Here is a 22,902-nt window from a genome sequence, read left to right on the forward strand (position 1 = left end):
TTCCCTGTGGGAGCGAGCCTGCTCGCGAAGGCGCCAGCTCAGGCCCCCTCCATCTGCGCCAATGCTCCCCGCAACCGGCCCGCACTCTCGCGCTGACAATTCAACTGCACCCGCGCCAAACCCAGCCAACCCGCCATCCGCCGCAAATTCAGCGCCAGCGCCAGCATCCCCTCCTCGTCCAGTCCCGATTCTTCCTCATGCACCGCATGCACCGCCAACTGCCCTGCCGCCCGTTCGGCACGCAGATCAACCCGCGCGGCGATCCGCTCGTTGTGCAAAAACGGCAGCACGTAATAGCCATACACGCGCTTGGGCTGCGGTGTGTAGATTTCCAGGCGATAGCGGAAATCAAACAGGCGCTCGGTGCGGCTGCGCTCCCAGATCAGCGAGTCGAACGGCGACAGCAGCGCACTGGCAATGACCTTGCGCGGCACTTTGGGCTCCGGCAGGCAATAGGCGATCTGCCGCCAGTCGGCGACTTCGCACATCTGCAATTGCCCCGCCTCAACCAGTTCAGCCAGACGCGGCCGCGCATCCGCAGGGCTCAGGCGAAAGTAATCACGCAGGTCTCTTTCCGTACCAACGCCCAACGCTTGCGCCGCATGCAACAGTAAACTGCGTTGCGCCTCGGCCTCACCCGGTTGGGGCTGCTGCAGAATCGCTGCCGGAATCACCCGCTCGGGCAAATCGTACAAACGCTCGAAACCGCGTCGCCCCGCCACTGTGACCTCACCGGCGGCGAACAACCATTCCAGCGCATGTTTCTCGGCACTCCAGTCCCACCATGGCCCGGCCTTGTCTTCGCGGGTCGACAGACTGCCGGCGCCAAGCGCGCCCCGCTCCTCAACCGCAGTCAGCACGCGGCGGATGGTTTCCTGTTGTTCGCGACCAAACCTCGCCAATTGCTGATAGATGTCTTCGCCACGCTTGGCCCGCTGCATGCGCCAGCGCAGCAACGGAAACATCGACAGCGGCAGCAACGACGCTTCATGGCCCCAGTATTCGAACAGCGTGCGCCGACGGCCCGAACTCCAGGCAGCCTGGTCGAGCAAGTCAGATGGATAGCAACCGAGACGGGAAAACAGCGGCAGGTAGTGCGAGCGCACCACGGCATTGACGGAATCGATTTGCAGCAGGCCCAGCCGTTCGATCAGCCGGTTCAGATGACTGGCATTGACGTTCGGCGGCTGGCGCCCGTTGAACTCTTGGGCAGCCAGCGCCAGACGTCGCGCCTGTTTGAGGGAAAAGGACACTGTCGCGGGCATTTATTCCTCCATGTCTGCTCGCAACCTACCTCACCTGAAAGGGGTTTGTGTAGCGATAGCCTCATCATTTATGCATCGGGTCGTCCCAGAACGGCCGCACGGTTTCATGCTCCACATCGGCGCGGCTGATGCCGATGTCCTTCAGCGCTTCGTCGCTGAGCCCGGCGAGCATTTCCCGTTCACGATGCAGCTCATACCAGCGGCTGAATTTGTGCAGCAGATCGGACACGATATGGCCGTGGCCGGACAGCTGTTCTTGGCTTGCATACTCTCTTTGACCTTTCATCGTCTTGCCTCCTTTTGTGGATGGCTCAAGTCTCGCGCCGGCGCTAAGATCAATCCAACGAATGTTTCTGATGGCATGCATCACGGAGATTCATCAATTGTCCGCCTACCCCAGTATCGATACCGATGTCCTGCGCACCTTTGTCGCGATTGCCGATCAGGGCGGTTTCACCCGTGCTGGCGAGATGGTCAACCGCACCCAGTCGGCGGTGAGCATGCAGATGAAACGCTTGGAAGAAGACGTGTTGCAGCGCCAGCTGTTCGAGCGTGATGGGCGCCAGGTGCGCTTGACGGCCGAAGGCCAGGTGCTGCTCGGTTATGCACGGCGCATCCTCAAACTGCACAGTGAGGTGTTCAACACCCTGCGCGAGCCGCACATGGTCGGCACCGTGCGCATCGGTACGCCGGATGATTATGTGATGCGTTTTCTGCCGGGAATCCTGTCGCGGTTTGCGCAGTTCTATCCGCTGATCCAGATCGAAGTGCATTGCGAATCGACCAAACAACTGTTGCAGCGCACTGATCTGGACTTGTCGATCGTCACCCGTGAGCCGGGCAACGAGATCGGCCAGTTGCTGCGCAAGGAGCGCTTTGTCTGGGCCGAGGCGCAGAACTTCAGCGCCCACGAACAGACGCCGCTGCCCCTGGCGATGTTCAACAGTGATTGTTTCTGCCGCTTGTGGGCGTGCAATGCGCTGGACGCGATGGGCCGCGATTACCGCATCGCCTACAACAGCAGCAGCCTGTCGGCGCTGATGGCTGTGGTCAGCGCAGGGCTGGCGATCACCGCGCAACTGGAGAGTCTGATCACCCCGGACATGCGCATCCTTGGCGCCGCCGAAGACCTGCCGCTGCTGCCCGAGGCAAGCATCATGCTGATCCGCAATCTGAATAACCCGTCGCCGATCACCGAGTGCCTGGCCGAACACATTGTCGAGGGCTTCAAACTTTAAACGCGAGCATCACCGCACACAGCACGAGGAAGCCGCAAAACAGCCCACGCAGAATTTTTTCCGGCATGGCGTGGGCAACTTTCACGCCCCAACTGATGCTGAGCAGACCACCGACCGCCAGAGGCAGACCGATCATCCAGTCGACTTCATGGTGCACGGCGTAGGTCACCAGGGTTACACCAGTGCTCGGCAGGGCCAGCGCCAGCGACAAGCCCTGAGCGACCACTTGGCTGGTGCCGAACAGGCTGGTCAGCACCGGCGTCGCCACCACCGCGCCGCCGACGCCGAACAGACCGCCCATGGTCCCCGAGGCGGCGCCGAGCACGCCCAGCCACGGCCACGAATAGCGCATCTCGGCAGTCGGCGCTGGGCGCGGGCCGAACATCTTCAACAGGTTGTAGGCCGACAGCGCCACCAGAAAGGCGACAAAGCCGATGCGCATGGTCTGCGCATCGATGCCCACCGCCCAGATCGAGCCGAGCCAGGCAAAGCAGAAACCCATCACCGCCAGCGGCAGCGCATGGCGCAATTCGATGCGATTGCGCTGGTGATAACGCCACAGCGCCAACATCACGTTCGGTACCACCATCACCAGCGCCGTGCCTTGGGCGATTTGCTGATCAAGCCCGAACCACACGCCAAGCAACGGAATCGCAATCAAGCCACCGCCAATGCCAAAGATCCCGCCCAATGTGCCAAGGGCGGCGCCGAACAGCAGGTACAACAGAAAATCCATCACAACGGTAATCCTCTAACGACAGGCGGCCAATGCTACGCACTCGCGCCTAGCGGGGAAACGCATAGCAACGCACAATGGCTATGCCGATTTTGCACAAGCGTGGTTTCCATGAATCCCAACCAATTGACCGATCAACTCGGCCTGTTTCTCGATGTGCTGGAGAGTGGCAGCTTTTCTGCCGCTTCGCGCCGCCATCCGCTGACACCTTCCGCCGTGGCGCGGCGCATCGACAGCCTGGAAAGTGCCGTCGGCAGTCAGCTGTTCGTGCGCAGCACCCATGCCGTGCTGCCGACTTCGTCCGGCCTGGCCTTTGCCGAGCGGGCGCGCCGGATCATCGCCGAGTTGCAACTGGCGCGTGCCGAAGCGGTGTCGTTGAGCAGTGCACCGGAAGGTCTGATCCGCATCGATGCGCCAGCAGCTTTGGGCGGCGACATCTGGCGCCGGTAATTGCCGATTTTCTCCTGCTGTACCCTGGACTGGACGTGCAGATGCACCTGATCGACAGCTTCAGCGACATGGCCGGCAGCAGCCTGGGCAAGGTCGATCTGGTGTTGCGTACCGGCCAGTTGGCTGACTCGCGCCTGGTCGCCACGCCATTGGCGAGCATGGTCCGCGTCGCCTGTGCCAGCCCTGACTATCTCAAGCAGCGTGGTGTGCCCGAGCATCCGGCGCAGTTGAGTGAACACGACGGGCTCGACTGGGAAGGCCTTGCGCCGCCGTTTGCCTGGAAATTCGAAGTGGACGGGCAAATGCAATTGCACCGGCCATCGCGCGTACGTCTGAGCGCCAACAATGCCGAAGCTCTGGCGTGTGGCGCGGCGGCGGGTCTGGGCGTCGCACACTTGCCGACCTGGCTGGCCAGCGAATACCTGCTGCGTGGCGAACTGGTGCCACTGTTCTGCGAAAATGGCCTGCCGCCGCCGGAGTCCACCGGCATTTACGCGCTGCGCATGGAACAGCAGGTCCATTCGCGCAGTCGGTTGTTGCTGGAATATCTGAAAACCCGCTTCAGTCCGGTGCCGCCGTGGGATCTGGCGTTGCAACGGCAATTCGCCCGGCACTGAGGCCGGACATATTTATCTGGCGCCTTAAAGATTCGAGCGCTAGATTAAAAAACGATCAACGATCAAGGCTTTGACATGACTTCCGAACGCGACAACTGCGACGACCTTCTGCTCGACAATCAGGCGTGCTTCGCCCTGCACTCGACCTCGCTGATGATGACCAAGGTCTACAAGCCGCTGTTGCAGGCGCTGGGCCTGACCTATCCGCAGTATCTGGCGATGATGGTGTTGTGGGAGAAGGACGGTCTGACTGTCGGAGAAATCAGCGCACGCCTGCTGACCGATCCGGGATCGCTGACGCCATTGCTCAAGCGTCTGGAAGCCGAAGGCCTGCTCAGCCGCACCCGCAGTCGTGAAGATGAGCGGGTGGTGATTGTCGAACTGACCGCAGCAGGCCGCGCCTTGCGCGACAAGGCGCAGACCGTGCCGCAGTGCATTCTTGGCGCCAGTGGCTTCACCCTGGAACGTCTGCAGAAATTGCAGGCCGAGCTGCAAGCGCTGCGCGGACATCTGCAAGACAGCCTGAATTAAGCCCCGCTACATCCCCCTGTGGGAGCGAGCCTGCTCGCGAAAGCGTCCGATCAGACAGCGAGTCGTTGAATGTTCCACCGCCTTCGCGAGCAGGCTCGCTCCCACAGTGATTTCAGCGCCAACAAAAATATTTTTCCCGCCTGAATTCCCTCGGCAAGCGCTCTAAATCAAGCCTTACCCGTCCCTGCCACGCTATGCCCTTGAGCAAAACGTGCTTTTTGTTAAAAATTTATCTTGCGCACTAAACATTAGCGCTATACATTCTCTTCACAACTACTTAGCGCGCAAACAATTAGCGCACAAAACCACAACCCATGAGGCTCACACCATGCAAACTCTCTACACCGCAATCGCAACTTCCACTGGCGGCCGTGACGGTCGTGCGATCTCCAGCGACAACGTACTGGACGTCAAACTGGCCACTCCGAAAGAACTTGGCGGTGCTGGCGGTGCGGCGACCAACCCTGAGCAACTGTTTGCTGCCGGTTACTCGGCCTGCTTCATCGGCGCACTGAAATTCGTCGCCAGCCAGACCAAGCGCAAGATTCCCGACGACGCGTCGATCACCGCCCATGTCGGCATCGGCCAGATCCCTGGCGGTTTCGGTCTGGACATCGATTTGCACATCAGCCTGCCAGGTCTGGAACAAGCCGATGCGCAGTCGCTGGTCGACGCCGCTCACCAGGTCTGCCCGTACTCCAACGCCACCCGTGGCAACGTCGATGTCCGTCTGCACGTGACTGTGTAATCACTCAAGCCCCCGGCCCGAACAAGGAAAAATGAACATGAACACTTTCAGCAAAGTCTTGACCGGTACCCTTCTCGCCCTGTCGGTACACAGCGCTTTCGCCGGTGATGTCGAACACAACACCCAGGCATTTCTCGATGCGCTGAACTCAGGCAGCGGCAAGCCGATCGAGCAGCTGTCGCCCAAGGATGCCCGCGCCGTGCTGGTCGGCGCGCAGTCCGGGGTCAAGTTGACGTTGCCCAAAGCCGATGTCAGCGAGAAAACGGTGCAGGTCGATGGTCAACCGCTGAGCCTGACCATCGTCCGGCCGGCCGGGGTCAAGGGTGAGCTGCCGTTGTTCATGTTCTTCCACGGCGGCGGCTGGGTGCTGGGGGACTTCCCGACTCACGAACGTCTGGTGCGCGATCTGGTGGTCGGTTCGGGGGCGGCGGCGGTTTTCGTCAACTACACCCCTTCGCCGGAAGCGCATTACCCGGTGGCGATCAACCAGGCCTACGCTGCGACCAAATGGGTGGCGGAACACGGCAAAGAGATCAACGTCGATGGCAAGCGCCTGGCCGTGGCCGGCAACAGCGTCGGCGGCAACATGGCCGCAGTGGTTGCACTGATGGCCAAGGACAAGGGCACCCCGGCGATCAAATTCCAGGTACTGCTGTGGCCGGTGACCGATGCCAACTTCGACACCGGTTCGTACAACCAGTACGCCGAAGGACACTTCCTCACCCGCAACATGATGAAGTGGTTCTGGGACAACTACACCACCGACGCCAAACAGCGCAACGAGATCTACGCTTCACCGCTGCGCGCTACTACCGCACAGCTCAAAGGCCTGCCACCTGCACTGGTGCAGACTGCCAGCGCCGACGTGTTGCGTGACGAAGGCGAAGCCTATGCGCGCAAACTCGATGAGGCCGGAGTACCGGTTACGTCGGTGCGCTACAACGGCATGATTCACGATTACGGTTTGCTCAACGTGATCAGCCAGGTACCGGCGGTGCGCTCGGCGATGTTGCAGGCGTCTGAAGAACTGAAGCAACACTTGAAGTAACCACCGTCCCATTGTGGGAGCGAGCCTGCTCGCGAAAGCGTCCCGTCAGACAGCGCTTCATTGAATGACACACCGCATTCGCGAGCAGGCTCGCTCCCACATGGGACAGGTGTGAAACTCAAAGCGCAGGCACAAAAAAACCCGACTCAATGGTCGGGTTTTTTCTTTCCGCAAAAAGCAGTGCTTATTTCGCACGGCCTTTGTAGGAACCGCCTTCGCGGGTATCGATCTCGATCATGTCGCCGATTTCGATGAAGTCGGCAACCGACAGCTCGGTACCGTTCTTCAGTTTGGCAGGCTTCATCACCTTGCCGGAAGTGTCACCGCGAGCGGAGCCTTCGGTGTAGTCAACCTGACGCACGATGGTGGTCGGCAGCTCTACGGAAACCAGACGCTCTTCGAAGAACACGGCTTCGCAAACGTCGGTCATGCCTTCTTCAACGAAAGGCAGAACGCTTTCGATGTCTTCGGCGTTCAGCTCGTACATGGTGTAGTCAGTGGTGTCCATGAACGTATAGGTGTCACCGCTGATGAACGACAGGGTGGCTTCTTTACGATCCAGGATCACGTCGTCCAGTTTGTCGTCCGCACCGTAAACGGTTTCGGTCTTGTAACCGGTCAGCAGGTTCTTCAGCTTGGTCTTCATGATCGCGCTGTTACGGCCCGACTTGGTGAATTCAGCTTTCTGAACCAGCCAAGGATCGTTGTCGATACGGATCACGGTACCGGGTTTGAGTTCTTTACCAGTTTTCATTGCGAATATCCGAATTTGGATGGGATTTACAAAAATCTAGGCCGCGTATCATATCCAATTTACATAAAACTGTACCAGCGCCGTGGCAAGATCCGCTTGCAAGGCCTGTTCCAGACACCATGCCTCGGCGTTTTTCTCGAGTTCCGGCCAATGATTTCGCGCCGCCAGCCAGTGCTCACCGATCGGTTGCCCGGCGCTCCACGCTCGCCACAGACCGTTCATCGCCTGCGCCGTAGCGGGCGAAAGGCCGTGAGTGTAGAGCGCGAGGAAAGCGTCGAGCTTGTCCAGATGGATGTCATCGTCCTGCTGATAGATGTGCCAGAGCATCGGCCGCCCCGCCCATTGCGCGCGCACGAATGAGTCTTCACCGCGCACCGCGTTGAAATCGCAGCACCACAGCAGATGGTCGTATTGATCCTGACGGACGAACGGCAGCACTTGCACGGTCAGGGACTCGCGCACATGAATCGCGCCGACCGTCAGGGTTTCCACATTCAGCCAGCGCGCCACATCGCCGAGAATCCGCCCTTCCGGCACCAGCAGGTGAGTCGCCTGTGCGTCGGCCGCCAGCACATCCAGCCAACTGGCCAACCCGGCATTTTCATAAGCAAACAGCGAGATCAGTTGCGCATCGGGCGCGGGATCAATACCCAGGTCTTGCAGGAAATGTCGCTGAGCCGGCCGATCCTGCTGAAACTGCCGACGCTGTTCGAGCAGTCCGCATTCGCGCAGCAGGCCACCGGTGCCCGGCTTGAAGCCTGGAAAGAAGAAGAACTTCTGCACCGTTTTGTATTTCACCGACGGCAAGCCGTGGCAGCCGGTGACCCAGTCTTCGGCGCTGAGATAATCGAGGTTGAGCCACAGCGGCGGCGTTTCCCGCGCAGCCATGCTGTCCATGTAATCAGTGGGCAACTGACAGGCGAAGGCGGCGATGACTACGTCGGCCGCCTCGGCGTGCGGCCATTCGCTCGGCCACTGACGCACCTCGACGCCCTGCTGCCATTGCTGCACAACATCGACATCGATCTCAGGACAGAGGCGCTCGAACGCGCGTAGATCATCCACCCACAGGCGCACCGGCAAGGCATGTTCGGCCACCAGTTGCCGGGCCAGGCGCCAGGTCACGCCGATGTCGCCGAAGTTATCGACCACGGTGCAAAAAATATCCCAGCGGGGTTTCGCTTCAGCCATGCCGTTCTCCCGTTGGCAAAAAACCTCGATTGTCCGCATAAATGCGCTCGCGCAGAAGAGCCGACGGCGATTAATCTTCGTGCGACAATCGCCACTTGCCCGCAACCATCCGCCAGGAGGCCGCCATGCCCTACCGTCCGAATCCGCGTCGTCCCTTGCCTGTTCAGCTTAGCGCGCTGCATCTGACCGGCAGCATTGCGCTGGGCCTGTGGCTGGGGTTCCTGGCGATTGCGCTGACCTGCTGGCTGCTATCGCGCTTCATCTTTCCCGAGCAATTGGCCCCGGTGGCTCAAGCGGTGCAGCAATTGGCCAATCCGCCAGTTGCAGTCGAGCCACAGCCGGACGTCGCACCGCCGCCAACGCCGCTGTTCCAACAGTACGAAGAAAACCTGCGCAAGAATGAACAGCAGGCCCGACTGGACCAGGCGCGCGCCAATTCGCGCAATGCGTCGAACCCGAAATGCCAGTTCTGGCTGCAGCAGGACCAGACCGCGCCGACCGAAAAGAGCCGCGCCAACGTTTTGCAATTCTGCGATTGATCATGAACAAACACAGCGTCCACCAGTTGATTCTCGACAAGCTGCGCATCGACCTCGACATCGCCGAACGCGCTGCGCAAACCGCTTACGAAACCGCGACCCACGAAGAAAACATCGCCGAAAACAAGTACGACACGCTGGGGCTGGAAGCGTCATATCTGGCGGCGGGTCAGGCGAAGCGGGTTGAGGAGATTCGTCAGTCACTGGCGCTGTGCCAGAACCTGACGTTGCGTGCCTACGACGAAAATCGCGGCATCGAAGTCGGCGCCCTGCTCGGTCTGGAGGACGAAAAGGGTCGCGAGCAATGGCTGTTTCTGGCGCCGGATGCGGCGGGGCTGAAAGTCGACGTGGTGGGTCAGCCGATCACCGTCATCACCCCACGCTCGCCGCTGGGCAAAAGTCTGCTGGGCAAGTTCGCGGGCGATGAGGTGGAGATTCTGGTGGCGGGCACCCGGCAACAATTTGCTGTCACCGAGGTGCTCTGAAGCGGGTGCTTAGTGAACGGGCAGTTCGACGCCGTCGAACAGTTCTTCGAGCTCTTGCTTGTTGTGGCACTGAATGGCCTTGGCCATGACTTCGCGGGTCAGGTGCGGAGCGAATTTCTCGATGAAGTCGCACATGAAGCCACGCAGGAAGGTGCCACGACGGAAACCGATCTTGGTGATGCTCGACTCGAACAGCTCGCTGGCATCCAGCACCACCAGGTCGTTATCGAGTTTGGTATCGACGGCCATTTTAGCCACGATGCCCACGCCCAGCCCCAGACGCACGTAGGTTTTGATCACGTCGGCGTCAGCAGCGGTGAACACCACTTTCGGCGTCAGGCCACGATGGCTGAAGGCTTCATCGAGCTTGGAACGGCCGGTGAAACCGAACACGTAAGTAACAATCGGATATTCGGCCAGCGCTTCAAGGGTCAGCTTCGGCAGCTTGGTCAGCGGGTGGCCGTGGGGTACGACCACGCAGCGGTTCCAGCGATAGCACGGCATCATCACCAGATCACCGAACAGCTCCAGCGCTTCAGTGGCAATGGCGAAATCGACGGTGCCGTCAGCGGCCATCTCGGCGATCTGCATCGGCGAGCCCTGATGCATGTGCAGGGCCACGTCCGGGTATTGCTTGATGAAATTGCTGATCACCGGCGGCAGCGCATAACGTGCCTGGGTGTGGGTGGTGGCGATCGACAGGGTGCCCTTTTTCTCGTTGGAGAATTCCTGGGCAATCTGCTTGATGCTTTCGACTTTGCGCAGAATCTCGCCAGCGGTGGTGATGATGCGCTCGCCGGCCGGGGTGACGCGGGTCAGGTGCTTGCCGCTGCGGGCGAAGACTTCGACGCCCAGCTCGTCTTCCAGCAGGCGGATCTGCTTACTGATGCCCGGTTGCGAGGTGTACAGGCTTTGAGCGGTAGCGGAAACGTTGAGGTCGTGGTGCGCCACTTCCCAGATGTAGCGCAGTTGTTGAAGCTTCATATCAATCCCTCAAAGCAGGTAGACGCCACGGGCATCAGCGACGGTATATAACTATATTAATGGTTCGAAGAATAAATCTAGAACTTTTTTATCAAAACGCCATTATTCCTGCTTCAACGATCCTCCCGCCGCCGGCGCTCCATCAGCGGCACCAGATAGACCGGCACCTTGGCCAGCTGCAGGACCCGCGCCGCCGTGCGCCCCAACGGCGTTTCCGCGCCGACGCCATGGCTGTGACTGCCGACGATCAGCAGATCGACCGAGAGCTTGTGCACCTGGTCGAGAATCACCTGCGACGGATCACCCTGGAGCACGCGCACCGCGCGAATGCGCTGCAGATCCTGTTCGCCGTCGTCCCCCAGTTCTTCACGAAAGCTGTCGAGCACCCGTTGTTCGATATTGGCAATGACTGTTTTCAGACCCTGACTATGGAATTCGTTCAATGCCTGTTCGTCGAGATAGCTTTGCAGCACCGACTCGGCAAACAGGCCCATGGGTTCCACCGCGTGTACTACATACAGATCGGCATTGAAGGTGCGCGCCAAGGCCAGGGCATGCTGCATCACGAACGGTGCGTACAGACCGAGGTCGGTGGCATACAGCATTGAGCGAATCATGGGACCTCCTCGCGAGCCAACGATGGCGGAGATTGATTCAGCTTAGCAGTGCCTTGGCGAGTACGACGTGCGACGCAACGTCCTGAATGAAAAGGCTCTAGATCGGCGGTTCGTTGCTGATGCCGTGGGGCACGTGGCCGGTGGCGACCACTTCGCGAGCCAGCTCGCAATGACCGGTCTGGTCATCGAAGAACACGTCAGCGGCGAAGGCTTCGAGGAACGCCGATTTGGTCAGGCCACCGAGAAACAGCGATTCATCGAGGCGGATATCCCATTCCCGCAAGGTGCGAATCACTCGCTCATGGGCCGGCGCCGAACGCGCAGTCACCAGCGCGGTGCGGATCGGGCAATCGTCATCGGGAAACTCGCGCTGCAACAGATTGAGCGCTGCCAGAAAGCCCTTGAACGGCCCACCGCGCAAAGGCTCGCGTGCCGATTCGCGTTCCTTGGCCTGAAACGCTTCCAGGCCGCCGGACTGATAAACGCGCTCGGACTCGTCCGAGAAGATCACCGCGTCACCGTCGAAGGCGATACGCAATTCATCACTGGCCGCACGGCTCGCGCCACCGGACAGAATCGTGGCGGCGGCGAACCCGGCGTCCAGCGCGGCACGCACGTCTTCGGCGTGAGTCGAGAGAAACAGGTCGCAGCCAAACGCTTTCAGATAAGGGTACGGACTGCGCCCACCGACGAACGCCGCACGAGAAATCGCCAGGCCGTAATGATGAATCGAATTGAACACGCGCAGCCCGGTGTCGGCGCTGTTACGGGAAACCAGAATCACCTCGACCCGCGCGCGACCGAGGCGGCTGTTCAGGCTCAGGAGTTTTTCCACCAGCGGGAACGCATCGCCCGGCGCGAGGATTTCGTCTTCGTGCTCGATCTGATATTGCCGATAGGCTTCGACGCCGCTCGACAGGTAGACCTTGTGGCTTTCGCTCAGGTCGAACAAGGCGCGCGAGGAAATCGCCAGCACCAGTTTGTCATCGATGTTATTGGCCATGCCTTCCCCCAGAACAACCGACTCAGGTATTGCGTCGGTCGATAAAACCCAAATGGCGATACAGCGCCTCGATGCGCGGCAACTCGCAGCCCGCCGCTTTCGCCGCCGCCAGTGGCCGGGCGTAAATCGCCTCCAGCTCCAGCGGGCGTTTGTGTGCAAAGTCGTGGTACATGCTCGGCCAGTAATCGGGCATTTTTTCCGTCATGGTGAACAGGTACTCGGCATAGCCGGGCGGGATCTCGTATCCACAGGCCCGGGCGCCCTGCACCACTTCGGCCATCAACGCCTGAATCGACAGGCGGCTGTCAGCATCAGCCATCAGCGCTTCGGTTCCCGCGCCGAGCAACACCGAAAGTCCGTTATAGGGAATATTCCACACCAGTTTCTGCCAGCGCGCCTGATGCAGGTTGGCCATCGCCTGCGAGTCGATGCCGGCGGCACGGAACAGTCCGGCTCCCTCTTCGACGATCGCCATGCGCGCTACTTCATCAATGGCCGAGCCGCTGTGATAACCGACATTCACCGCGCCAAGGGCCTGATGGGTGATCTGCCCCGGCCCTTCGCGGTGCACGCAAATCAGGCACAGACCACCGAGCAGATGCAGCGAATCCGGCAACAGTGGTCGCAGGCTGTCTTCGACATCCAGACCGTTCTGCAGCAACAGCACTTTTGCGTCAGGTTTGGCGGCCTGAATGATCGCCGGGGCCAGACCGGCATTACTGGTGGTCTTGGTGCCGACCAGCAGCCAGTCACAGGGCGGCATGTCTTCGGCAGCGGAATAGGCATTGGCCGGATGGAGCGTCAACGGCCCGTGCACCGCACTGTTGATCTGCAAACCGCGCTCAGCCACCGCCGAGAATTCGCTGCGCAACAAAAAGTGCACGTCGAAACCGGCACGCGCCAGCATCACCCCGTAAAACCCGCCGATCGCACCGGTGCCGATAATCCCCACCACCGGTTTGCTGACTGTCTCGCTCATGGCAACTCCTCTGCAATTCGACTCAGCGATTGCGCCACCGCCTGGTTGAGTTGATCAACCGTCAGACGTGTGTGCACTGCGCCAAAGAACTCGCCGTCGCGCACCACAAACAGCGCCGGCAAATGAAACACCTGATAACGCTCGACCAGCCCGCCATTGTCGCCGGCGTCAATCCAGCACAGCCGATCGATAGCCAGCGGCAATCCCGGCAACACCTCGCGGGCATAACGACAACTGGCACAGCCGACGCTGTTGAAGATCACCAGAGAAACCCCGCGCATCGCCAGCAGCCGCTGGTCGGCGTCGAAGTCGGTCAGCTCGGATTCGACCACTATACTGGGGGAAACAATGTCAGATGGCCGACACAGGGAGTCTGTGCTCATGGGACGTTTCATTCCTCATCCGGACGAAGTGCCGGTTGAATTGACGTTACTCAAGCCTGAATGCATTTCCAGACAACAGCTGCACACTATCAGCCTCGGCGGCATCGCTTGCAATTACCACCGCGCCTGGCGCCACGGCACTGCGCTGCAAGTACGCATGCCGACGCTGAATGCCGACTTCTGTTGCCCGGGCTATGTGGCCTGGTGTCTGCGCCGTAAAAAAGGCTATCTGGTGGGCATCGCCTTCACTGACGAACAGACCCTGTTCAGCGCGCGAATGGGTGAGCAGGTGTGTCAGATCGAACGCTATTCGCGCATGCAGGACAGCCACGATGACCTGCAGGATATTCAGGCGCTGGCCCTGCAATGGGTCGAGGAGCATGCCGAAGAGTTCTCCCACGACAACCTGCGCAAGGCTTTTGCGCAGCCAGCGCTGGACTAAAGCACGGTTTGCCCATTGTCGAGCCGCCTCTGACGCGCTAAGGTTCGGCTCCCCCGACGCGCTAAATCTGCTGTGCTCCGCCGCGCGGGGATCGCTGGCGGCCGGCACCCGTGACCTGACGAGTAAACGATGGCTGATTTACCGATCAACGACCTAAACGTCGCCTCTAACGAGACCCTGATCACTCCCGATCAGCTCAAGCGTGATATCCCCCTGAGCGACGCCGCCCTGCGCACCGTCACCAAGGGCCGCGAAGTCATTCGCAACATTCTCGATGGCACCGACCACCGTCTGTTCGTCGTGATCGGCCCGTGCTCGATTCACGACATCAAGGCTGCCCACGAATACGCCGATCGCCTCAAGGTGCTGGCCGAGGAAGTCTCGGACACGCTGTATCTGGTCATGCGTGTGTATTTCGAGAAGCCGCGCACCACCGTCGGCTGGAAAGGTCTGATCAACGATCCGTATCTGGACGACTCGTTCAAGATCCAGGACGGTCTGCACATCGGTCGTCAGTTGCTGCTCGACCTGGCCGAGAAAGGCCTGCCGACCGCGACCGAAGCCCTCGACCCGATCTCCCCGCAGTATCTGCAGGATCTGATCAGCTGGTCGGCCATCGGCGCGCGTACCACCGAATCGCAGACTCACCGCGAAATGGCTTCCGGCCTGTCTTCGGCCGTCGGCTTCAAGAACGGCACCGACGGCGGCCTGACCGTGGCGATCAACGCCTTGCAGTCGGTGTCCAGCCCGCACCGTTTCCTCGGCATCAACCAGGAAGGTGGCGTGTCAATCGTCACCACCAAAGGCAACGCCTACGGTCACGTGGTGCTGCGCGGCGGTAATGGCAAGCCGAACTATGATTCGGTCAGCGTAGCCCTGTGCGAGCAGGCGCTGAACAAGGCGAAGATCAAGCCGAACATCATGGTCGACTGCAGCCACGCCAACTCCAACAAGGACCCGGCCCTGCAACCGCTGGTGATGGAGAACGTCGCCAACCAGATCCTCGAAGGCAACCAGTCGATCATCGGCCTGATGGTCGAAAGCCACCTGAACTGGGGCTGCCAGGCAATCCCGAAAGACCTCGCCGACCTGCAATATGGCGTGTCGATCACCGATGCCTGCATCGATTGGTCCGCCACCGAAAACACCTTGCGCAGCATGCACGCCAAGCTCAAGGACGTATTGCCGAAACGCCAGCGCACGTAAGCTGCGTTCTAAGCGCATAAAAAAACGCCGGACATTGTCCGGCGTTTTTGTGTGTGCGATTCAGATCTTCGCAGCGCGGCGCTGATGGCGTTCCATGTAGCGCTCGACGTAGGAGCATGACGGGATCACCGTGTAGCCCATTTCTTCGGCGTATTGCAGCGCGCGTTCAGTCAGCGCTGCGGCAATGCCACGGCCGCGCAGGGCGTTGGGCACGAAGGTGCGATAGATATCCAGGGTCTGCTTGCCCAGATCCATGTAGGTCAGGTAAGCACGATGACCGTCCACAGTGGTCTCGAATTGATGACCAGCCTGGTCATGGTGGATGGACAACGCCTCGCTCATCACTACTCCTCGCGGGTCTTGAATTGTGACCCCTACCTTACCGATGTTTTTCCGGCGAAGGAACATCTACGCCACCCCGTGCCTGATGGACACTGAGAAGAGCCACACCGATCTCGCGCAATCTGACACCTGCTGAATAGTAGGCACCATTGGCGAAAATGCTCAAGGTACGCTCGTCATCGGATGGTTTGCGTGCATTGGCATCGATGGTCGCAGGTTCGGCCGCAAGACAATCTTTGCGTGCCGTTTGCCTGAACATTGCCGGAATGTTGTGACTTAAGACGTGCAACCTTTTTTAAAGTCACCTGTACATCAACAAAGATACGCGAAGCGCTTCGCAGAACCTGAACAAAAGTGTGGACGAATTCATTTAGAAAGACTTTAGCCGAAGTCGCAAAAACAGCGCGCGAGCGCGGGAACTTTTCCCGTTTGAGTCGCTCACGCCGGGGCTTGCAGCTGGATATTTTTTATACAGCGCAGTTAAAAGTTGCTCGAAAAAGAATCAACGCCTACAATTTTTTTTGCTTCTTGCGCTACGTCAGTTTACTTACTACAAGTAATGGGTAGTATGTACGCCGGCTATTTCCTCAATCGTGAGGAGACAGCCACTTAATTTGAAAGTCCTTGAAGGGGAACACGATGAACAACGTTCTGAAATTCTCTGCTCTGGCTCTGGCCGCAGTTCTGGCTACCGGTTGCAGCAGCGCATCGAAAGAAACCGAAGCACGTCTGACCGCTACTGAAGACGCAGCTGCTCGCTCCCAGGCTCGTGCAGACGAAGCTTACCGTAAAGCTGATGAAGCTCTGGCTGCTGCTCAAAAAGCACAACAGACTGCTGACGAAGCTAACGAGCGTGCTCTGCGCATGCTGGAAAAAGCTAGCCGCAAGTAATAATCCCTCGGGATTGTTATCGAGCCGATCCGGTTTTCCGGGTCGGCTTTTTTGTGCCCGGTGCTTTTCTCCGTGCAATAAAAAACCCGCCGACGCTGCTCGCATCGGCGGGTTTTCAATCAGAGCTTATTGCTGCAGGTCGATCGGTGCACTGCTCACCATTGGCGCCGAGGTATTCGGCACGGCGATCTCTACCGGCAGGCCGTCTTCGGCGGCGACCACATCACGCACCACATCCCAGTTCATGCGCAGGTTGCTGGTGATGTCTTCACGCTTGAGCATCGCGTTGATTACCGCCGTGTGCTTGTCGACCACCGACGGGTTGCCCTTGTCGTCGAGCGGCGTGTGCGCTTCCAGATAGACCTTGCCGCCACTGCGACCGAACTTGTACGGGTCGTTGATGATGCGCACCGAGGTGCCGACCGGGACCATACCGGCCATTTCCAGCACGTTGTTGTTGAACATGCGGAAACAGCCGTGGCTGGTGCGCATGCCGATGCCGAACTTCTTGTTCGAACCGTGGATCAGGTAGCCCGGCGTGCCGAGGGTGAACTTGAACGGCCCCAGCGGGTTATCAGGACCGGCCGGCACCACATTCGGCAGCGGATCACCGTCAGCGGCGTGTTCGGCCTTGATCGAGGCCGGAGGCGTCCACGTCGGGTTCGGTGTCTTGGCGATGATCGAGGTGTGCGCGATCGGCGAGCCCCAGCCTTCGCGGCCGATACCCAGCGGGAAGGTGTACACCACGTCGCGGCCTTTCGGGTAGTAATAGAGACGGTATTCGGCGAGGTTGATGACGATGCCTTCACGCGGGCCCGGCGGCAGGATGAAGCGCGTCGGCAGGACGATCTCGGTACCGGCGCCCGGCAGCCAGGCATCGATGCCCGGGTTGGCCGCAACCATTTCCGAATAGCCCAGATCGTAGGTGGTGCCCAGGTCGGCGAAGGTGTCTTCGTACTTGGCTTTGATCACCTGCACCTGGCCGACGATGTCTTCGCCGGGTGGTGGCAAGGGAAGCTCCAATGCAGCAACGGGGCCGGCCACACACAGGGCGGCAAGTGACAGGCAGCGGGTGACGGCAGGAAAGCGCGGCAACATCCGGAAAATCCTTCGCATGATCATCAAGGGTATAAGAGCGCGATTGTACACCGCGGCTTGGGGATTCGGGGAGGTAGCACCGCTATTGGCGACAGGGTGCGTTCAAGGTGGGAGCGAGCCTGCTCGCGAAAGCAGTGTATCAGCGACCATAAATGTCGATTGATAAAACCCCTTCGCGAGCAGGCTCGCTCCCACACTTTGATCTTCAGCGCTCAGAGTTCGAAACGCAGCTCAGGCCAGATCGGCGACGTACCGCGTTTCTGCGATTCGAGAATCGCCCGGCACAGCGAGCACAGGCGCTGATCCTGGAACACCCGGCGATCAACATTCGACCAGCGCGGTTGCGCCGGCAGCAGAGTGCCGCACAGCGTGCGATCAGCCGAGCCACCGAGTTCCAGCTGACGCGTCACCAGATGCACCCGCACTTCCTGGCAGGCGAACAGATCCAGCTGCTCGTCAGGCTCGATCAGTTGGTAGGCAAACAGGGACCAGGCAGGGCGCGGCATCGGGGGCTCCAAATTAGGGGGCGCCACATTAGCCGAAAGCCTGCCTCTAGAAAAGCCTCATAACAGCGGTTTTAGCGTCGGCCAGACATTTTCCAGCAACTTGCCCTGAGCCCCCGCCGCCGGGTGCAGACCGTCGGCCTGCATCAGGTCCGGATGACCACCGACACCTTCGAGAAAAAACGGCACCAACGGGATGTTTTTCTCTACGGCGAGCTTGCCGTAAACCTCAGCGAACGAATCGGTGTAGCGCTTGCCATAATTGGGTGGCAACTGCATGCCGAGCAGCAGCACTTTCGCGCCGCTCTGCCGCGAGCTGTCGATCATCGAAGCAAGATTTTGTTGCAATTGCGTTGGCGGCATCCCGCGCAGGCCGTCGTTGCCACCCAACTCGAGGATTACCAGCTCAGGCTTATGCTCTGCAAGCAGCGCCGGCAGCCGCGCCAGGCCTCCGGCACTGGTGTCGCCACTGATCGAGGCGTTGACCACTTTATCGTCGAAACCCTCCTGTTTGAGCCGCTGCTCGAGCAGCGAGACCCACCCCAGACGGGTATCCAGGCCGAAACCGGCGCTGATACTATCGCCAACGATCAGGACAGTACCCGCCGCTGCGTTCTGGGCCATGCACATCAAGGCCAGGCCAGCACTCAAAAACCATACACGCATCGGATTCTCCATGGGCGCAAGCATTCTCACCGCGAAGAACCTCAGCAAAGTGGTCCCTAGCGCGGAAGGTGAACTGACTATCCTGCACGAACTCAGCCTGGAACTGAACAAGGGCGACAGCCTGGCCATCGTCGGCGCGTCCGGTTCCGGCAAATCCACCCTCCTCGGCCTGCTCGCCGGACTCGACCTGCCGAGCAGCGGCGAAGTCACTCTCGCCGGCCAGGGCCTGAGCAATCTCGACGAAGACCAGCGCGCGCGAATCCGCGCCGAGCACGTCGGGTTTGTCTTCCAGTCGTTCCAGTTGCTCGACAGCCTCAATGCGCTGGAGAACGTCATGTTGCCGCTTGAACTCGATGGCCGCAAAGATGCCCGCGAGCGCGCCACGCAATTGCTTCAGCGCGTCGGCCTCGGTCAGCGCCTGACCCATTCGCCGCGCCAGCTCTCCGGTGGTGAACAGCAACGCGTGGCCATCGCCCGCGCCTTCGCTGCCGAACCGGACGTGCTGTTCGCCGACGAGCCGACCGGCAACCTCGACAGCCACACCGGCGAGCGCATCAGCGACTTGCTGTTCGAATTGAACAAGGAACGCGGCACCACCCTGGTGCTGGTGACCCACGACGAACGCCTGGCCCATCGCTGCCGGCGCCTGATCCGTCTTGAAGCCGGGCTGCTGGTCGCCCCTCTGGAGCCTTGATGGCACGTCTGCCGCTGTTGCGTCTGTTCAGCCTTGCCCTGCGCCAGCTCATGCGCGATGCCCGCGCCGGTGAGTTGCGCGTGTTGTTCTTTGCGCTGGTGGTGGCCGTCGCGGCGAGCACCGCGATCGGCTATTTCGGCGCCCGCCTCAATGGCGCGATGATGCTGCGGGCTACCGAGTTTCTCGGTGCCGATCTGGTCCTTGAAGGCAGCTCGCCGGCCCGCGAGGAGCAAATCCGCAGCGGCACCGAACTGCGCCTGAATCATGCGCAAGTGGTGGAGTTCTCCAGCGTCATTGCCACCGACAACGGCATTCAGCTGTCGAGCATCAAAGCTGTCGACCGTGCCTATCCATTGCGTGGCGAGCTGAAGAGCGCGCCTGCACCCTTTGCCGAGGAAGAAGTCGGCAGCGAACCGCAACCCGGTGAAGCCTGGGTCGAGGCACGTCTGTTAACCGCGCTGGATCTGAAGATAGGCGACAGCATCGACGTCGGCATGAAGACCTTGAAGCTGACCCGCGTGCTGACCTACGAGCCGGATCGCGCCGGCAACTTCTACAGCCTGACGCCACGGGTACTGATCAATCTTGACGACCTCGCCGCCACCGGCGTGGTGCAACCGGGCAGCCGGGTGAGTTATCGCGAACTGTGGCGCGGCGAACCGCAGGCGCTGGAAACTTATCGCGAGCTGATCAAACCGGGCCTCGCTGCAAACCAGCGAATCCAGGATGCCCGTGACGGTAACCGGCAGATTGGCGGTGCGCTGGGCAAGGCCGAGCGCTACCTGAACATGGCCAGTCTGGTCGCGGTGTTGTTGGCTGGCGTGGCCGTGGCGCTGTCGGCCAATCGTTTCGCCAGTCGCCGTTTCGACGCCAGTGCCTTGCTGCGCTGCCTCGGCTTGTCGCGCCGGGAAACCATGGTGCTGTTCAGCCTGCAACTGACGGTGCTCGGCCTGATTGCCGCCATAAGCGGCGCCCTGCTCGGCTGGCTGGCGCAACTGGGGCTGTTCGCGTTACTGAATGATTTGCTGCCAAGTGACGTACCGCCGGGCGGCCTGTTTCCGGCGATGGCCGGGATTGGCACCGGGCTGGTGGCGCTGGCCGGTTTTGCCTTGCCGCCTTTGGCTGCACTGGGTCGCGTGCCGCCGCTGCGGGTGTTGCGCCGCGACATGCTGCCGATCCCCTCGAGCACATGGATGGTCTACGGCGCGGCGCTGGGTGCGCTGGGCCTGATCATGTGGCGTCTGAGTCTGGATCTGCTGCTGACCTTCGCCCTGCTCGGCGGCGGCGTGGTCGCCGCGCTGGTGCTGGGCGGCCTGCTGTTGTTGCTGCTGCAAAGCCTGCGCCGCATGCTGGCCCGCGCCTCGTTGCCCTGGCGTCTGGGCCTTGGCCAGTTGTTGCGGCATCCATTGGCTGCGGCCGGGCAGTCGCTGGCGTTCGGTCTGATCCTGTTGTCGATGGCGCTGATCGCACTGCTGCGCGGCGAACTGCTCGACACCTGGCAGAACCAGCTACCGAAAAACGCGCCGAACTATTTCGCGCTGAATATCCTCCCGGCGGACAAACAGGCTTTCGCCGATCACCTGATCAAGGTGTCCGCGCAAGCGGCGCCGTTGTATCCGGTGGTACCGGGTCGGTTGATCAGCATCAATGGCGAAGCGGTACAACAGATCGTCAGCAAGGACTCGGCCGGTGACCGCGCCATTCAGCGTGACCTGAGCCTGACCTGGGCGGCGGATCTGCCGGCCGGCAACAAGCTCACCGCCGGCTCGTGGTGGAGCGGCCAGCCGTCCGATGATGTGCCGGGGGTCTCGGTGGAAGGCAAGGTTGCCGAAAGCCTGAAACTCAAACTCGGCGATCACATGGTATTCAGCGTCGGCGGCGTCAATCGCGAAGCGAAGGTCACCAGCCTGCGCGAGATCAACTGGGACAACTTCCAGCCGAACTTCTTCATGATCTTCCAGCCCGGTACCTTGAAGGATCTGCCGGCGACTTACCTGACCAGTTTCTATCTGGCTCCGGGGCATGATCAGCAGATTGTCGAGTTGTCGCGGACCTTCCCGGCGGTGACCATCCTGCAGGTCGAAGCGTTGCTCGAACAGCTGCGCAGCATCCTCGCCCAGGTCACCCTGGCGGTGGAATATGTATTGTTGTTTGTTCTGGCTGCGGGGATGGCGGTGCTGTTCTCCGGCCTGCAAGCGACGCTGGATGAACGCATTCGCCAGGGTGCGCTGTTACGCGCGCTGGGCGCCGAGCGGCAATTGCTGATCAAGGCCCGGCGTATCGAGTTCGGTCTGTTGGGTGCGGTCAGCGGTCTGCTCGCGGCGATCGGTTCGGAGGTGGTCAGTCTGGTGCTGTACCGCTTCGCCTTCGATCTGCCATGGCATCCGCATCCATGGCTGCTGGTGCTGCCGCTGATTGGCGCCGCGCTGATTGGTGGCGCCGGTGTGTTCGGCACGCGTCGCGCTCTGAATGCGAGCCCGCTGACAGTGTTGCGCGAGGGTTGATAGACTCAAGCGGTCTTAATCACAAGAAGTCGCCATGAGTCGTTATCGCCCTCCCCGCACCGCCGGCACCGCGCTGATCACCCCCGAGGGTGAAGCGCGGATGCGCGCCGAATTCCATGAGTTGTGGCATGTGCGTCGCCCGCAGGTCACCCAGGCTGTGAGTGAAGCGGCAGCGCAGGGCGATCGTTCGGAAAACGCCGAGTACACCTACGGCAAGAAGATGCTGCGCGAAATCGACAGTCGCGTGCGTTTTCTCACCAAACGCCTGGAAGCGCTCAAGGTGGTCAGCGAAAAACCCAGCGACCCGAACAAAGTCTATTTCGGCGCCTGGGTGACCATCGAAGACGAGGACGGCAAGCAGTCGCGCTACCGCATTGTCGGCCCCGATGAACTGGACCTCAAACAGGGTTTGATCAGCATCGACTCGCCGCTGGCCCGCGCGCTGATCGGCAAGGCACTCGACGCGGAAGTGCGGGTGCAAACGCCGACCGGCGAGCAGTTCGTTTATATCGTTGCGATTGAATACCCGTAAGACTGATCAGCGCCGAGTGATCAGGCCCTGCCGCGCTACGCGGGTCAGTTGCTTGATCATCTCCGGCGCATCTTCTGCGCTCGGCGCTTGAATCACCGCCAGATCGAAGCTGTCCGTAGCGAAACGCGCCAGCGACTCGCCGTCATCGACAAACTGGATCAGGAACGCGGCAGGACCGCCGCTGCGACGTGGCCAGCCATCGAGATAACGCAACAGCGTCGGCTGGTGTTTGCCGCCAAGAAGGATTTTCGGGTTGCGCTGGGTGACATGTGCCGTGATCGGCGCGGGACGTGCTGGAGGGCGTAGTGCGTTCATCGTGTCGTGTCTCTGCCTCAAAAGTCTGCATGGCAGGTGAGAGGCAACACCGAACCAGCGCTTTAGCGGTATTTCGAAGCCCTGTTCCGGCTTCTGACGGTAACTGTAGAAGTCACCTGGCGCCCCGCAAGTAGCTGTTTA

The 22,902-nt window shown here is 60.6% G+C and carries 27 protein-coding genes and 1 pseudogene; 13 read left to right on the forward strand and 15 right to left on the reverse strand.

The features are described from left to right. Positions 1 to 38: 38 nt before the first annotated feature. Together AB4N41_RS00515 and AB4N41_RS00520 are read right to left on the reverse strand one after the other, a co-directional pair. Positions 39 to 1,265, reverse strand: coding sequence for a winged helix-turn-helix domain-containing protein (locus AB4N41_RS00515; protein ID WP_252876691.1), 1,227 nt, complete (start codon positions 1,263 to 1,265; stop codon positions 39 to 41). Positions 1,266 to 1,329: 64 nt separating this feature from the next. Continuing rightward, entirely contained in the window at positions 1,330 to 1,551 is a 222-nt protein-coding gene (locus AB4N41_RS00520; RefSeq protein WP_016770864.1) for a DUF1127 domain-containing protein, read from the reverse strand. A 97-nt stretch (positions 1,552 to 1,648) separates the two neighbouring features. On the opposite strand from AB4N41_RS00520, the gene AB4N41_RS00525 reads away from it, so the two are divergent. Further along, a complete protein-coding gene (locus tag AB4N41_RS00525; protein ID WP_174823892.1) occupies positions 1,649 to 2,503 on the forward strand; it encodes a LysR substrate-binding domain-containing protein in 855 nt (284 codons plus the stop codon). Here AB4N41_RS00525 and AB4N41_RS00530 read toward each other — a convergent pair. After that, positions 2,493 to 3,239 (reverse strand): sulfite exporter TauE/SafE family protein, encoded by a 747-nt coding sequence (locus AB4N41_RS00530; RefSeq protein WP_221264894.1) that lies wholly within the window; start codon positions 3,237 to 3,239, stop codon positions 2,493 to 2,495. The genes AB4N41_RS00525 and AB4N41_RS00530 overlap by 11 nt on opposite strands. 111 nt (positions 3,240 to 3,350) lie before the next feature. Here AB4N41_RS00530 and AB4N41_RS00535 point away from each other — a divergent pair. The 4 genes and pseudogenes from AB4N41_RS00535 (at position 3,351) to AB4N41_RS00550 (ending at position 6,633) form a co-directional block, all read left to right on the forward strand. Further along, a pseudogene (locus AB4N41_RS00535) lies at positions 3,351 to 4,306 on the forward strand (LysR family transcriptional regulator). A gap of 75 nt (positions 4,307 to 4,381) precedes the next feature. Next, positions 4,382 to 4,837 (forward strand): MarR family winged helix-turn-helix transcriptional regulator, encoded by a 456-nt coding sequence (locus tag AB4N41_RS00540; protein WP_042607887.1) that lies wholly within the window; start codon positions 4,382 to 4,384, stop codon positions 4,835 to 4,837. A gap of 328 nt (positions 4,838 to 5,165) precedes the next feature. Beyond that, positions 5,166 to 5,585 carry an organic hydroperoxide resistance protein gene (locus AB4N41_RS00545; RefSeq protein WP_007940002.1) on the forward strand — a complete coding sequence of 140 codons (420 nt, stop codon included), beginning with the start codon at positions 5,166 to 5,168 and terminating at the stop codon, positions 5,583 to 5,585. Between the two features lie 37 nt (positions 5,586 to 5,622). After that, positions 5,623 to 6,633, forward strand: a complete 1,011-nt coding sequence (locus AB4N41_RS00550; RefSeq protein WP_460138310.1) for an alpha/beta hydrolase — start codon at positions 5,623 to 5,625, stop codon at positions 6,631 to 6,633. Positions 6,634 to 6,817: 184 nt separating this feature from the next. Here the strand turns inward: AB4N41_RS00550 and AB4N41_RS00555 are convergent, their stop codons facing one another. Continuing rightward, positions 6,818 to 7,387 carry an elongation factor P gene (locus AB4N41_RS00555; RefSeq protein WP_003226785.1) on the reverse strand — a complete coding sequence of 190 codons (570 nt, stop codon included), beginning with the start codon at positions 7,385 to 7,387 and terminating at the stop codon, positions 6,818 to 6,820. A gap of 48 nt (positions 7,388 to 7,435) precedes the next feature. Continuing rightward, on the reverse strand, positions 7,436 to 8,578 hold the full coding sequence (gene earP / locus AB4N41_RS00560) for an elongation factor P maturation arginine rhamnosyltransferase EarP (RefSeq protein ID WP_252876694.1): 1,143 nt from the start codon (positions 8,576 to 8,578) through the stop codon (positions 7,436 to 7,438). Positions 8,579 to 8,703: 125 nt separating this feature from the next. Here earP and AB4N41_RS00565 point away from each other — a divergent pair, with 125 nt between their 5' ends. Continuing rightward, entirely contained in the window at positions 8,704 to 9,117 is a 414-nt protein-coding gene (locus tag AB4N41_RS00565; protein WP_041478413.1) for a hypothetical protein, read from the forward strand. Between the two features lie 2 nt (positions 9,118 to 9,119). Then, a complete protein-coding gene (locus tag AB4N41_RS00570; protein ID WP_024013776.1) occupies positions 9,120 to 9,602 on the forward strand; it encodes a GreA/GreB family elongation factor in 483 nt (160 codons plus the stop codon). Positions 9,603 to 9,611: 9 nt separating this feature from the next. Here the strand turns inward: AB4N41_RS00570 and cysB are convergent, their stop codons facing one another. The 5 genes from cysB to AB4N41_RS00595 all read right to left on the reverse strand — a co-directional run bounded on the left by cysB (position 9,612) and on the right by AB4N41_RS00595 (position 13,568). Then, entirely contained in the window at positions 9,612 to 10,586 is a 975-nt protein-coding gene (gene cysB, locus AB4N41_RS00575) for an HTH-type transcriptional regulator CysB (protein WP_016770873.1), read from the reverse strand. A gap of 113 nt (positions 10,587 to 10,699) precedes the next feature. After that, complete coding sequence (locus AB4N41_RS00580) at positions 10,700 to 11,203, reverse strand: universal stress protein (protein ID WP_016770874.1); 504 nt, start codon at positions 11,201 to 11,203, stop codon at positions 10,700 to 10,702. A gap of 97 nt (positions 11,204 to 11,300) precedes the next feature. Beyond that, the gene (locus AB4N41_RS00585; protein ID WP_024013777.1) at positions 11,301 to 12,206 is read right to left on the reverse strand and encodes a 5'-nucleotidase; all 906 of its coding nucleotides are present in this window, start codon (positions 12,204 to 12,206) and stop codon (positions 11,301 to 11,303) included. Positions 12,207 to 12,228: 22 nt separating this feature from the next. Continuing rightward, complete coding sequence (locus AB4N41_RS00590; RefSeq protein WP_252876695.1) at positions 12,229 to 13,185, reverse strand: putative 2-dehydropantoate 2-reductase; 957 nt, start codon at positions 13,183 to 13,185, stop codon at positions 12,229 to 12,231. Next, positions 13,182 to 13,568, reverse strand: a complete 387-nt coding sequence (locus AB4N41_RS00595; RefSeq protein ID WP_252876696.1) for a thioredoxin family protein — start codon at positions 13,566 to 13,568, stop codon at positions 13,182 to 13,184. The genes AB4N41_RS00590 and AB4N41_RS00595 overlap by 4 nt, the downstream gene beginning before the upstream one ends. Here AB4N41_RS00595 and AB4N41_RS00600 point away from each other — a divergent pair. Both AB4N41_RS00600 and AB4N41_RS00605 read left to right on the forward strand, forming a co-directional pair. After that, a complete protein-coding gene (locus AB4N41_RS00600) occupies positions 13,567 to 14,010 on the forward strand; it encodes a PilZ domain-containing protein (RefSeq protein WP_041478403.1) in 444 nt (147 codons plus the stop codon). The genes AB4N41_RS00595 and AB4N41_RS00600 overlap by 2 nt on opposite strands. A gap of 129 nt (positions 14,011 to 14,139) precedes the next feature. Beyond that, on the forward strand, positions 14,140 to 15,216 hold the full coding sequence (locus AB4N41_RS00605) for a 3-deoxy-7-phosphoheptulonate synthase (protein WP_016770878.1): 1,077 nt from the start codon (positions 14,140 to 14,142) through the stop codon (positions 15,214 to 15,216). 60 nt (positions 15,217 to 15,276) lie between these two features. Here the strand turns inward: AB4N41_RS00605 and AB4N41_RS00610 are convergent, their stop codons facing one another. After that, positions 15,277 to 15,558: a GNAT family N-acetyltransferase gene (locus tag AB4N41_RS00610; RefSeq protein WP_016770879.1), complete on the reverse strand. Its 282-nt coding sequence runs from the start codon at positions 15,556 to 15,558 to the stop codon at positions 15,277 to 15,279. A gap of 639 nt (positions 15,559 to 16,197) precedes the next feature. Between AB4N41_RS00610 and oprI the strand changes: the two genes are divergently transcribed. After that, positions 16,198 to 16,449: an outer membrane lipoprotei OprI gene (oprI, locus tag AB4N41_RS00615; protein ID WP_003183784.1), complete on the forward strand. Its 252-nt coding sequence runs from the start codon at positions 16,198 to 16,200 to the stop codon at positions 16,447 to 16,449. Positions 16,450 to 16,575: 126 nt separating this feature from the next. On the opposite strand, the gene AB4N41_RS00620 is transcribed toward oprI, so the two are convergent. The 3 genes from AB4N41_RS00620 to AB4N41_RS00630 form a co-directional block, all read right to left on the reverse strand. After that, the gene (locus AB4N41_RS00620; protein ID WP_024013783.1) at positions 16,576 to 17,547 is read right to left on the reverse strand and encodes a L,D-transpeptidase family protein; all 972 of its coding nucleotides are present in this window, start codon (positions 17,545 to 17,547) and stop codon (positions 16,576 to 16,578) included. Positions 17,548 to 17,759: 212 nt separating this feature from the next. Continuing rightward, the gene (locus AB4N41_RS00625) at positions 17,760 to 18,053 is read right to left on the reverse strand and encodes a hypothetical protein (protein WP_016770881.1); all 294 of its coding nucleotides are present in this window, start codon (positions 18,051 to 18,053) and stop codon (positions 17,760 to 17,762) included. 57 nt (positions 18,054 to 18,110) lie between these two features. Further along, positions 18,111 to 18,716 (reverse strand): arylesterase, encoded by a 606-nt coding sequence (locus AB4N41_RS00630; RefSeq protein ID WP_252868046.1) that lies wholly within the window; start codon positions 18,714 to 18,716, stop codon positions 18,111 to 18,113. 10 nt (positions 18,717 to 18,726) lie between these two features. Here AB4N41_RS00630 and AB4N41_RS00635 point away from each other — a divergent pair, with 10 nt between their 5' ends. The 3 genes from AB4N41_RS00635 to greB are packed head-to-tail and all read left to right on the forward strand — an operon-like array spanning position 18,727 to position 22,446. Continuing rightward, the gene (locus tag AB4N41_RS00635; RefSeq protein ID WP_016770883.1) at positions 18,727 to 19,410 is read left to right on the forward strand and encodes an ABC transporter ATP-binding protein; all 684 of its coding nucleotides are present in this window, start codon (positions 18,727 to 18,729) and stop codon (positions 19,408 to 19,410) included. Further along, positions 19,410 to 21,914, forward strand: coding sequence for an ABC transporter permease (locus AB4N41_RS00640; RefSeq protein WP_252876697.1), 2,505 nt, complete (start codon positions 19,410 to 19,412; stop codon positions 21,912 to 21,914). Before AB4N41_RS00635 ends, AB4N41_RS00640 begins: the two co-directional genes overlap by 1 nt. A gap of 34 nt (positions 21,915 to 21,948) precedes the next feature. Further along, positions 21,949 to 22,446 (forward strand): transcription elongation factor GreB, encoded by a 498-nt coding sequence (gene greB / locus AB4N41_RS00645; RefSeq protein WP_071173132.1) that lies wholly within the window; start codon positions 21,949 to 21,951, stop codon positions 22,444 to 22,446. A 6-nt stretch (positions 22,447 to 22,452) separates the two neighbouring features. On the opposite strand, the gene AB4N41_RS00650 is transcribed toward greB, so the two are convergent. Further along, positions 22,453 to 22,761, reverse strand: coding sequence for a hypothetical protein (locus AB4N41_RS00650; RefSeq protein WP_041478394.1), 309 nt, complete (start codon positions 22,759 to 22,761; stop codon positions 22,453 to 22,455). Positions 22,762 to 22,902 lie beyond the last annotated feature (141 nt).

It is taken from the genome of Pseudomonas sp. S2_A10, assembly GCF_054668465.1.

Bases quoted from the DNA above. Each gene is read 5' to 3' on its own strand.
- AB4N41_RS00515 (WP_252876691.1), bottom strand. From the start codon at position 1,265: ATGCCCGCGACAGTGTCCTTTTCCCTCAAACAGGCGCGACGTCTGGCG.
- AB4N41_RS00520 (WP_016770864.1), bottom strand. From the start codon at position 1,551: ATGAAAGGTCAAAGAGAGTATGCAAGCCAAGAACAGCTGTCCGGCCAC.
- AB4N41_RS00530 (WP_221264894.1), bottom strand. From the start codon at position 3,239: ATGGATTTTCTGTTGTACCTGCTGTTCGGCGCCGCCCTTGGCACATTG.
- AB4N41_RS00540 (WP_042607887.1), top strand. From the start codon at position 4,382: ATGACTTCCGAACGCGACAACTGCGACGACCTTCTGCTCGACAATCAG.
- AB4N41_RS00545 (WP_007940002.1), top strand. From the start codon at position 5,166: ATGCAAACTCTCTACACCGCAATCGCAACTTCCACTGGCGGCCGTGAC.
- AB4N41_RS00550 (WP_460138310.1), top strand. From the start codon at position 5,623: ATGAACACTTTCAGCAAAGTCTTGACCGGTACCCTTCTCGCCCTGTCG.
- AB4N41_RS00555 (WP_003226785.1), bottom strand. From the start codon at position 7,387: ATGAAAACTGGTAAAGAACTCAAACCCGGTACCGTGATCCGTATCGAC.
- earP (WP_252876694.1), bottom strand. From the start codon at position 8,578: ATGGCTGAAGCGAAACCCCGCTGGGATATTTTTTGCACCGTGGTCGAT.
- AB4N41_RS00565 (WP_041478413.1), top strand. From the start codon at position 8,704: ATGCCCTACCGTCCGAATCCGCGTCGTCCCTTGCCTGTTCAGCTTAGC.
- AB4N41_RS00570 (WP_024013776.1), top strand. From the start codon at position 9,120: ATGAACAAACACAGCGTCCACCAGTTGATTCTCGACAAGCTGCGCATC.
- cysB (WP_016770873.1), bottom strand. From the start codon at position 10,586: ATGAAGCTTCAACAACTGCGCTACATCTGGGAAGTGGCGCACCACGAC.
- AB4N41_RS00580 (WP_016770874.1), bottom strand. From the start codon at position 11,203: ATGATTCGCTCAATGCTGTATGCCACCGACCTCGGTCTGTACGCACCG.
- AB4N41_RS00585 (WP_024013777.1), bottom strand. From the start codon at position 12,206: ATGGCCAATAACATCGATGACAAACTGGTGCTGGCGATTTCCTCGCGC.
- AB4N41_RS00590 (WP_252876695.1), bottom strand. From the start codon at position 13,185: ATGAGCGAGACAGTCAGCAAACCGGTGGTGGGGATTATCGGCACCGGT.
- AB4N41_RS00600 (WP_041478403.1), top strand. From the start codon at position 13,567: ATGGGACGTTTCATTCCTCATCCGGACGAAGTGCCGGTTGAATTGACG.
- AB4N41_RS00595 (WP_252876696.1), bottom strand. From the start codon at position 13,568: ATGAGCACAGACTCCCTGTGTCGGCCATCTGACATTGTTTCCCCCAGT.
- AB4N41_RS00605 (WP_016770878.1), top strand. From the start codon at position 14,140: ATGGCTGATTTACCGATCAACGACCTAAACGTCGCCTCTAACGAGACC.
- AB4N41_RS00610 (WP_016770879.1), bottom strand. From the start codon at position 15,558: ATGAGCGAGGCGTTGTCCATCCACCATGACCAGGCTGGTCATCAATTC.
- oprI (WP_003183784.1), top strand. From the start codon at position 16,198: ATGAACAACGTTCTGAAATTCTCTGCTCTGGCTCTGGCCGCAGTTCTG.
- AB4N41_RS00620 (WP_024013783.1), bottom strand. From the start codon at position 17,547: ATGTTGCCGCGCTTTCCTGCCGTCACCCGCTGCCTGTCACTTGCCGCC.
- AB4N41_RS00625 (WP_016770881.1), bottom strand. From the start codon at position 18,053: ATGCCGCGCCCTGCCTGGTCCCTGTTTGCCTACCAACTGATCGAGCCT.
- AB4N41_RS00630 (WP_252868046.1), bottom strand. From the start codon at position 18,716: ATGCGTGTATGGTTTTTGAGTGCTGGCCTGGCCTTGATGTGCATGGCC.
- AB4N41_RS00635 (WP_016770883.1), top strand. From the start codon at position 18,727: ATGGGCGCAAGCATTCTCACCGCGAAGAACCTCAGCAAAGTGGTCCCT.
- AB4N41_RS00640 (WP_252876697.1), top strand. From the start codon at position 19,410: ATGGCACGTCTGCCGCTGTTGCGTCTGTTCAGCCTTGCCCTGCGCCAG.
- greB (WP_071173132.1), top strand. From the start codon at position 21,949: ATGAGTCGTTATCGCCCTCCCCGCACCGCCGGCACCGCGCTGATCACC.
- AB4N41_RS00650 (WP_041478394.1), bottom strand. From the start codon at position 22,761: ATGAACGCACTACGCCCTCCAGCACGTCCCGCGCCGATCACGGCACAT.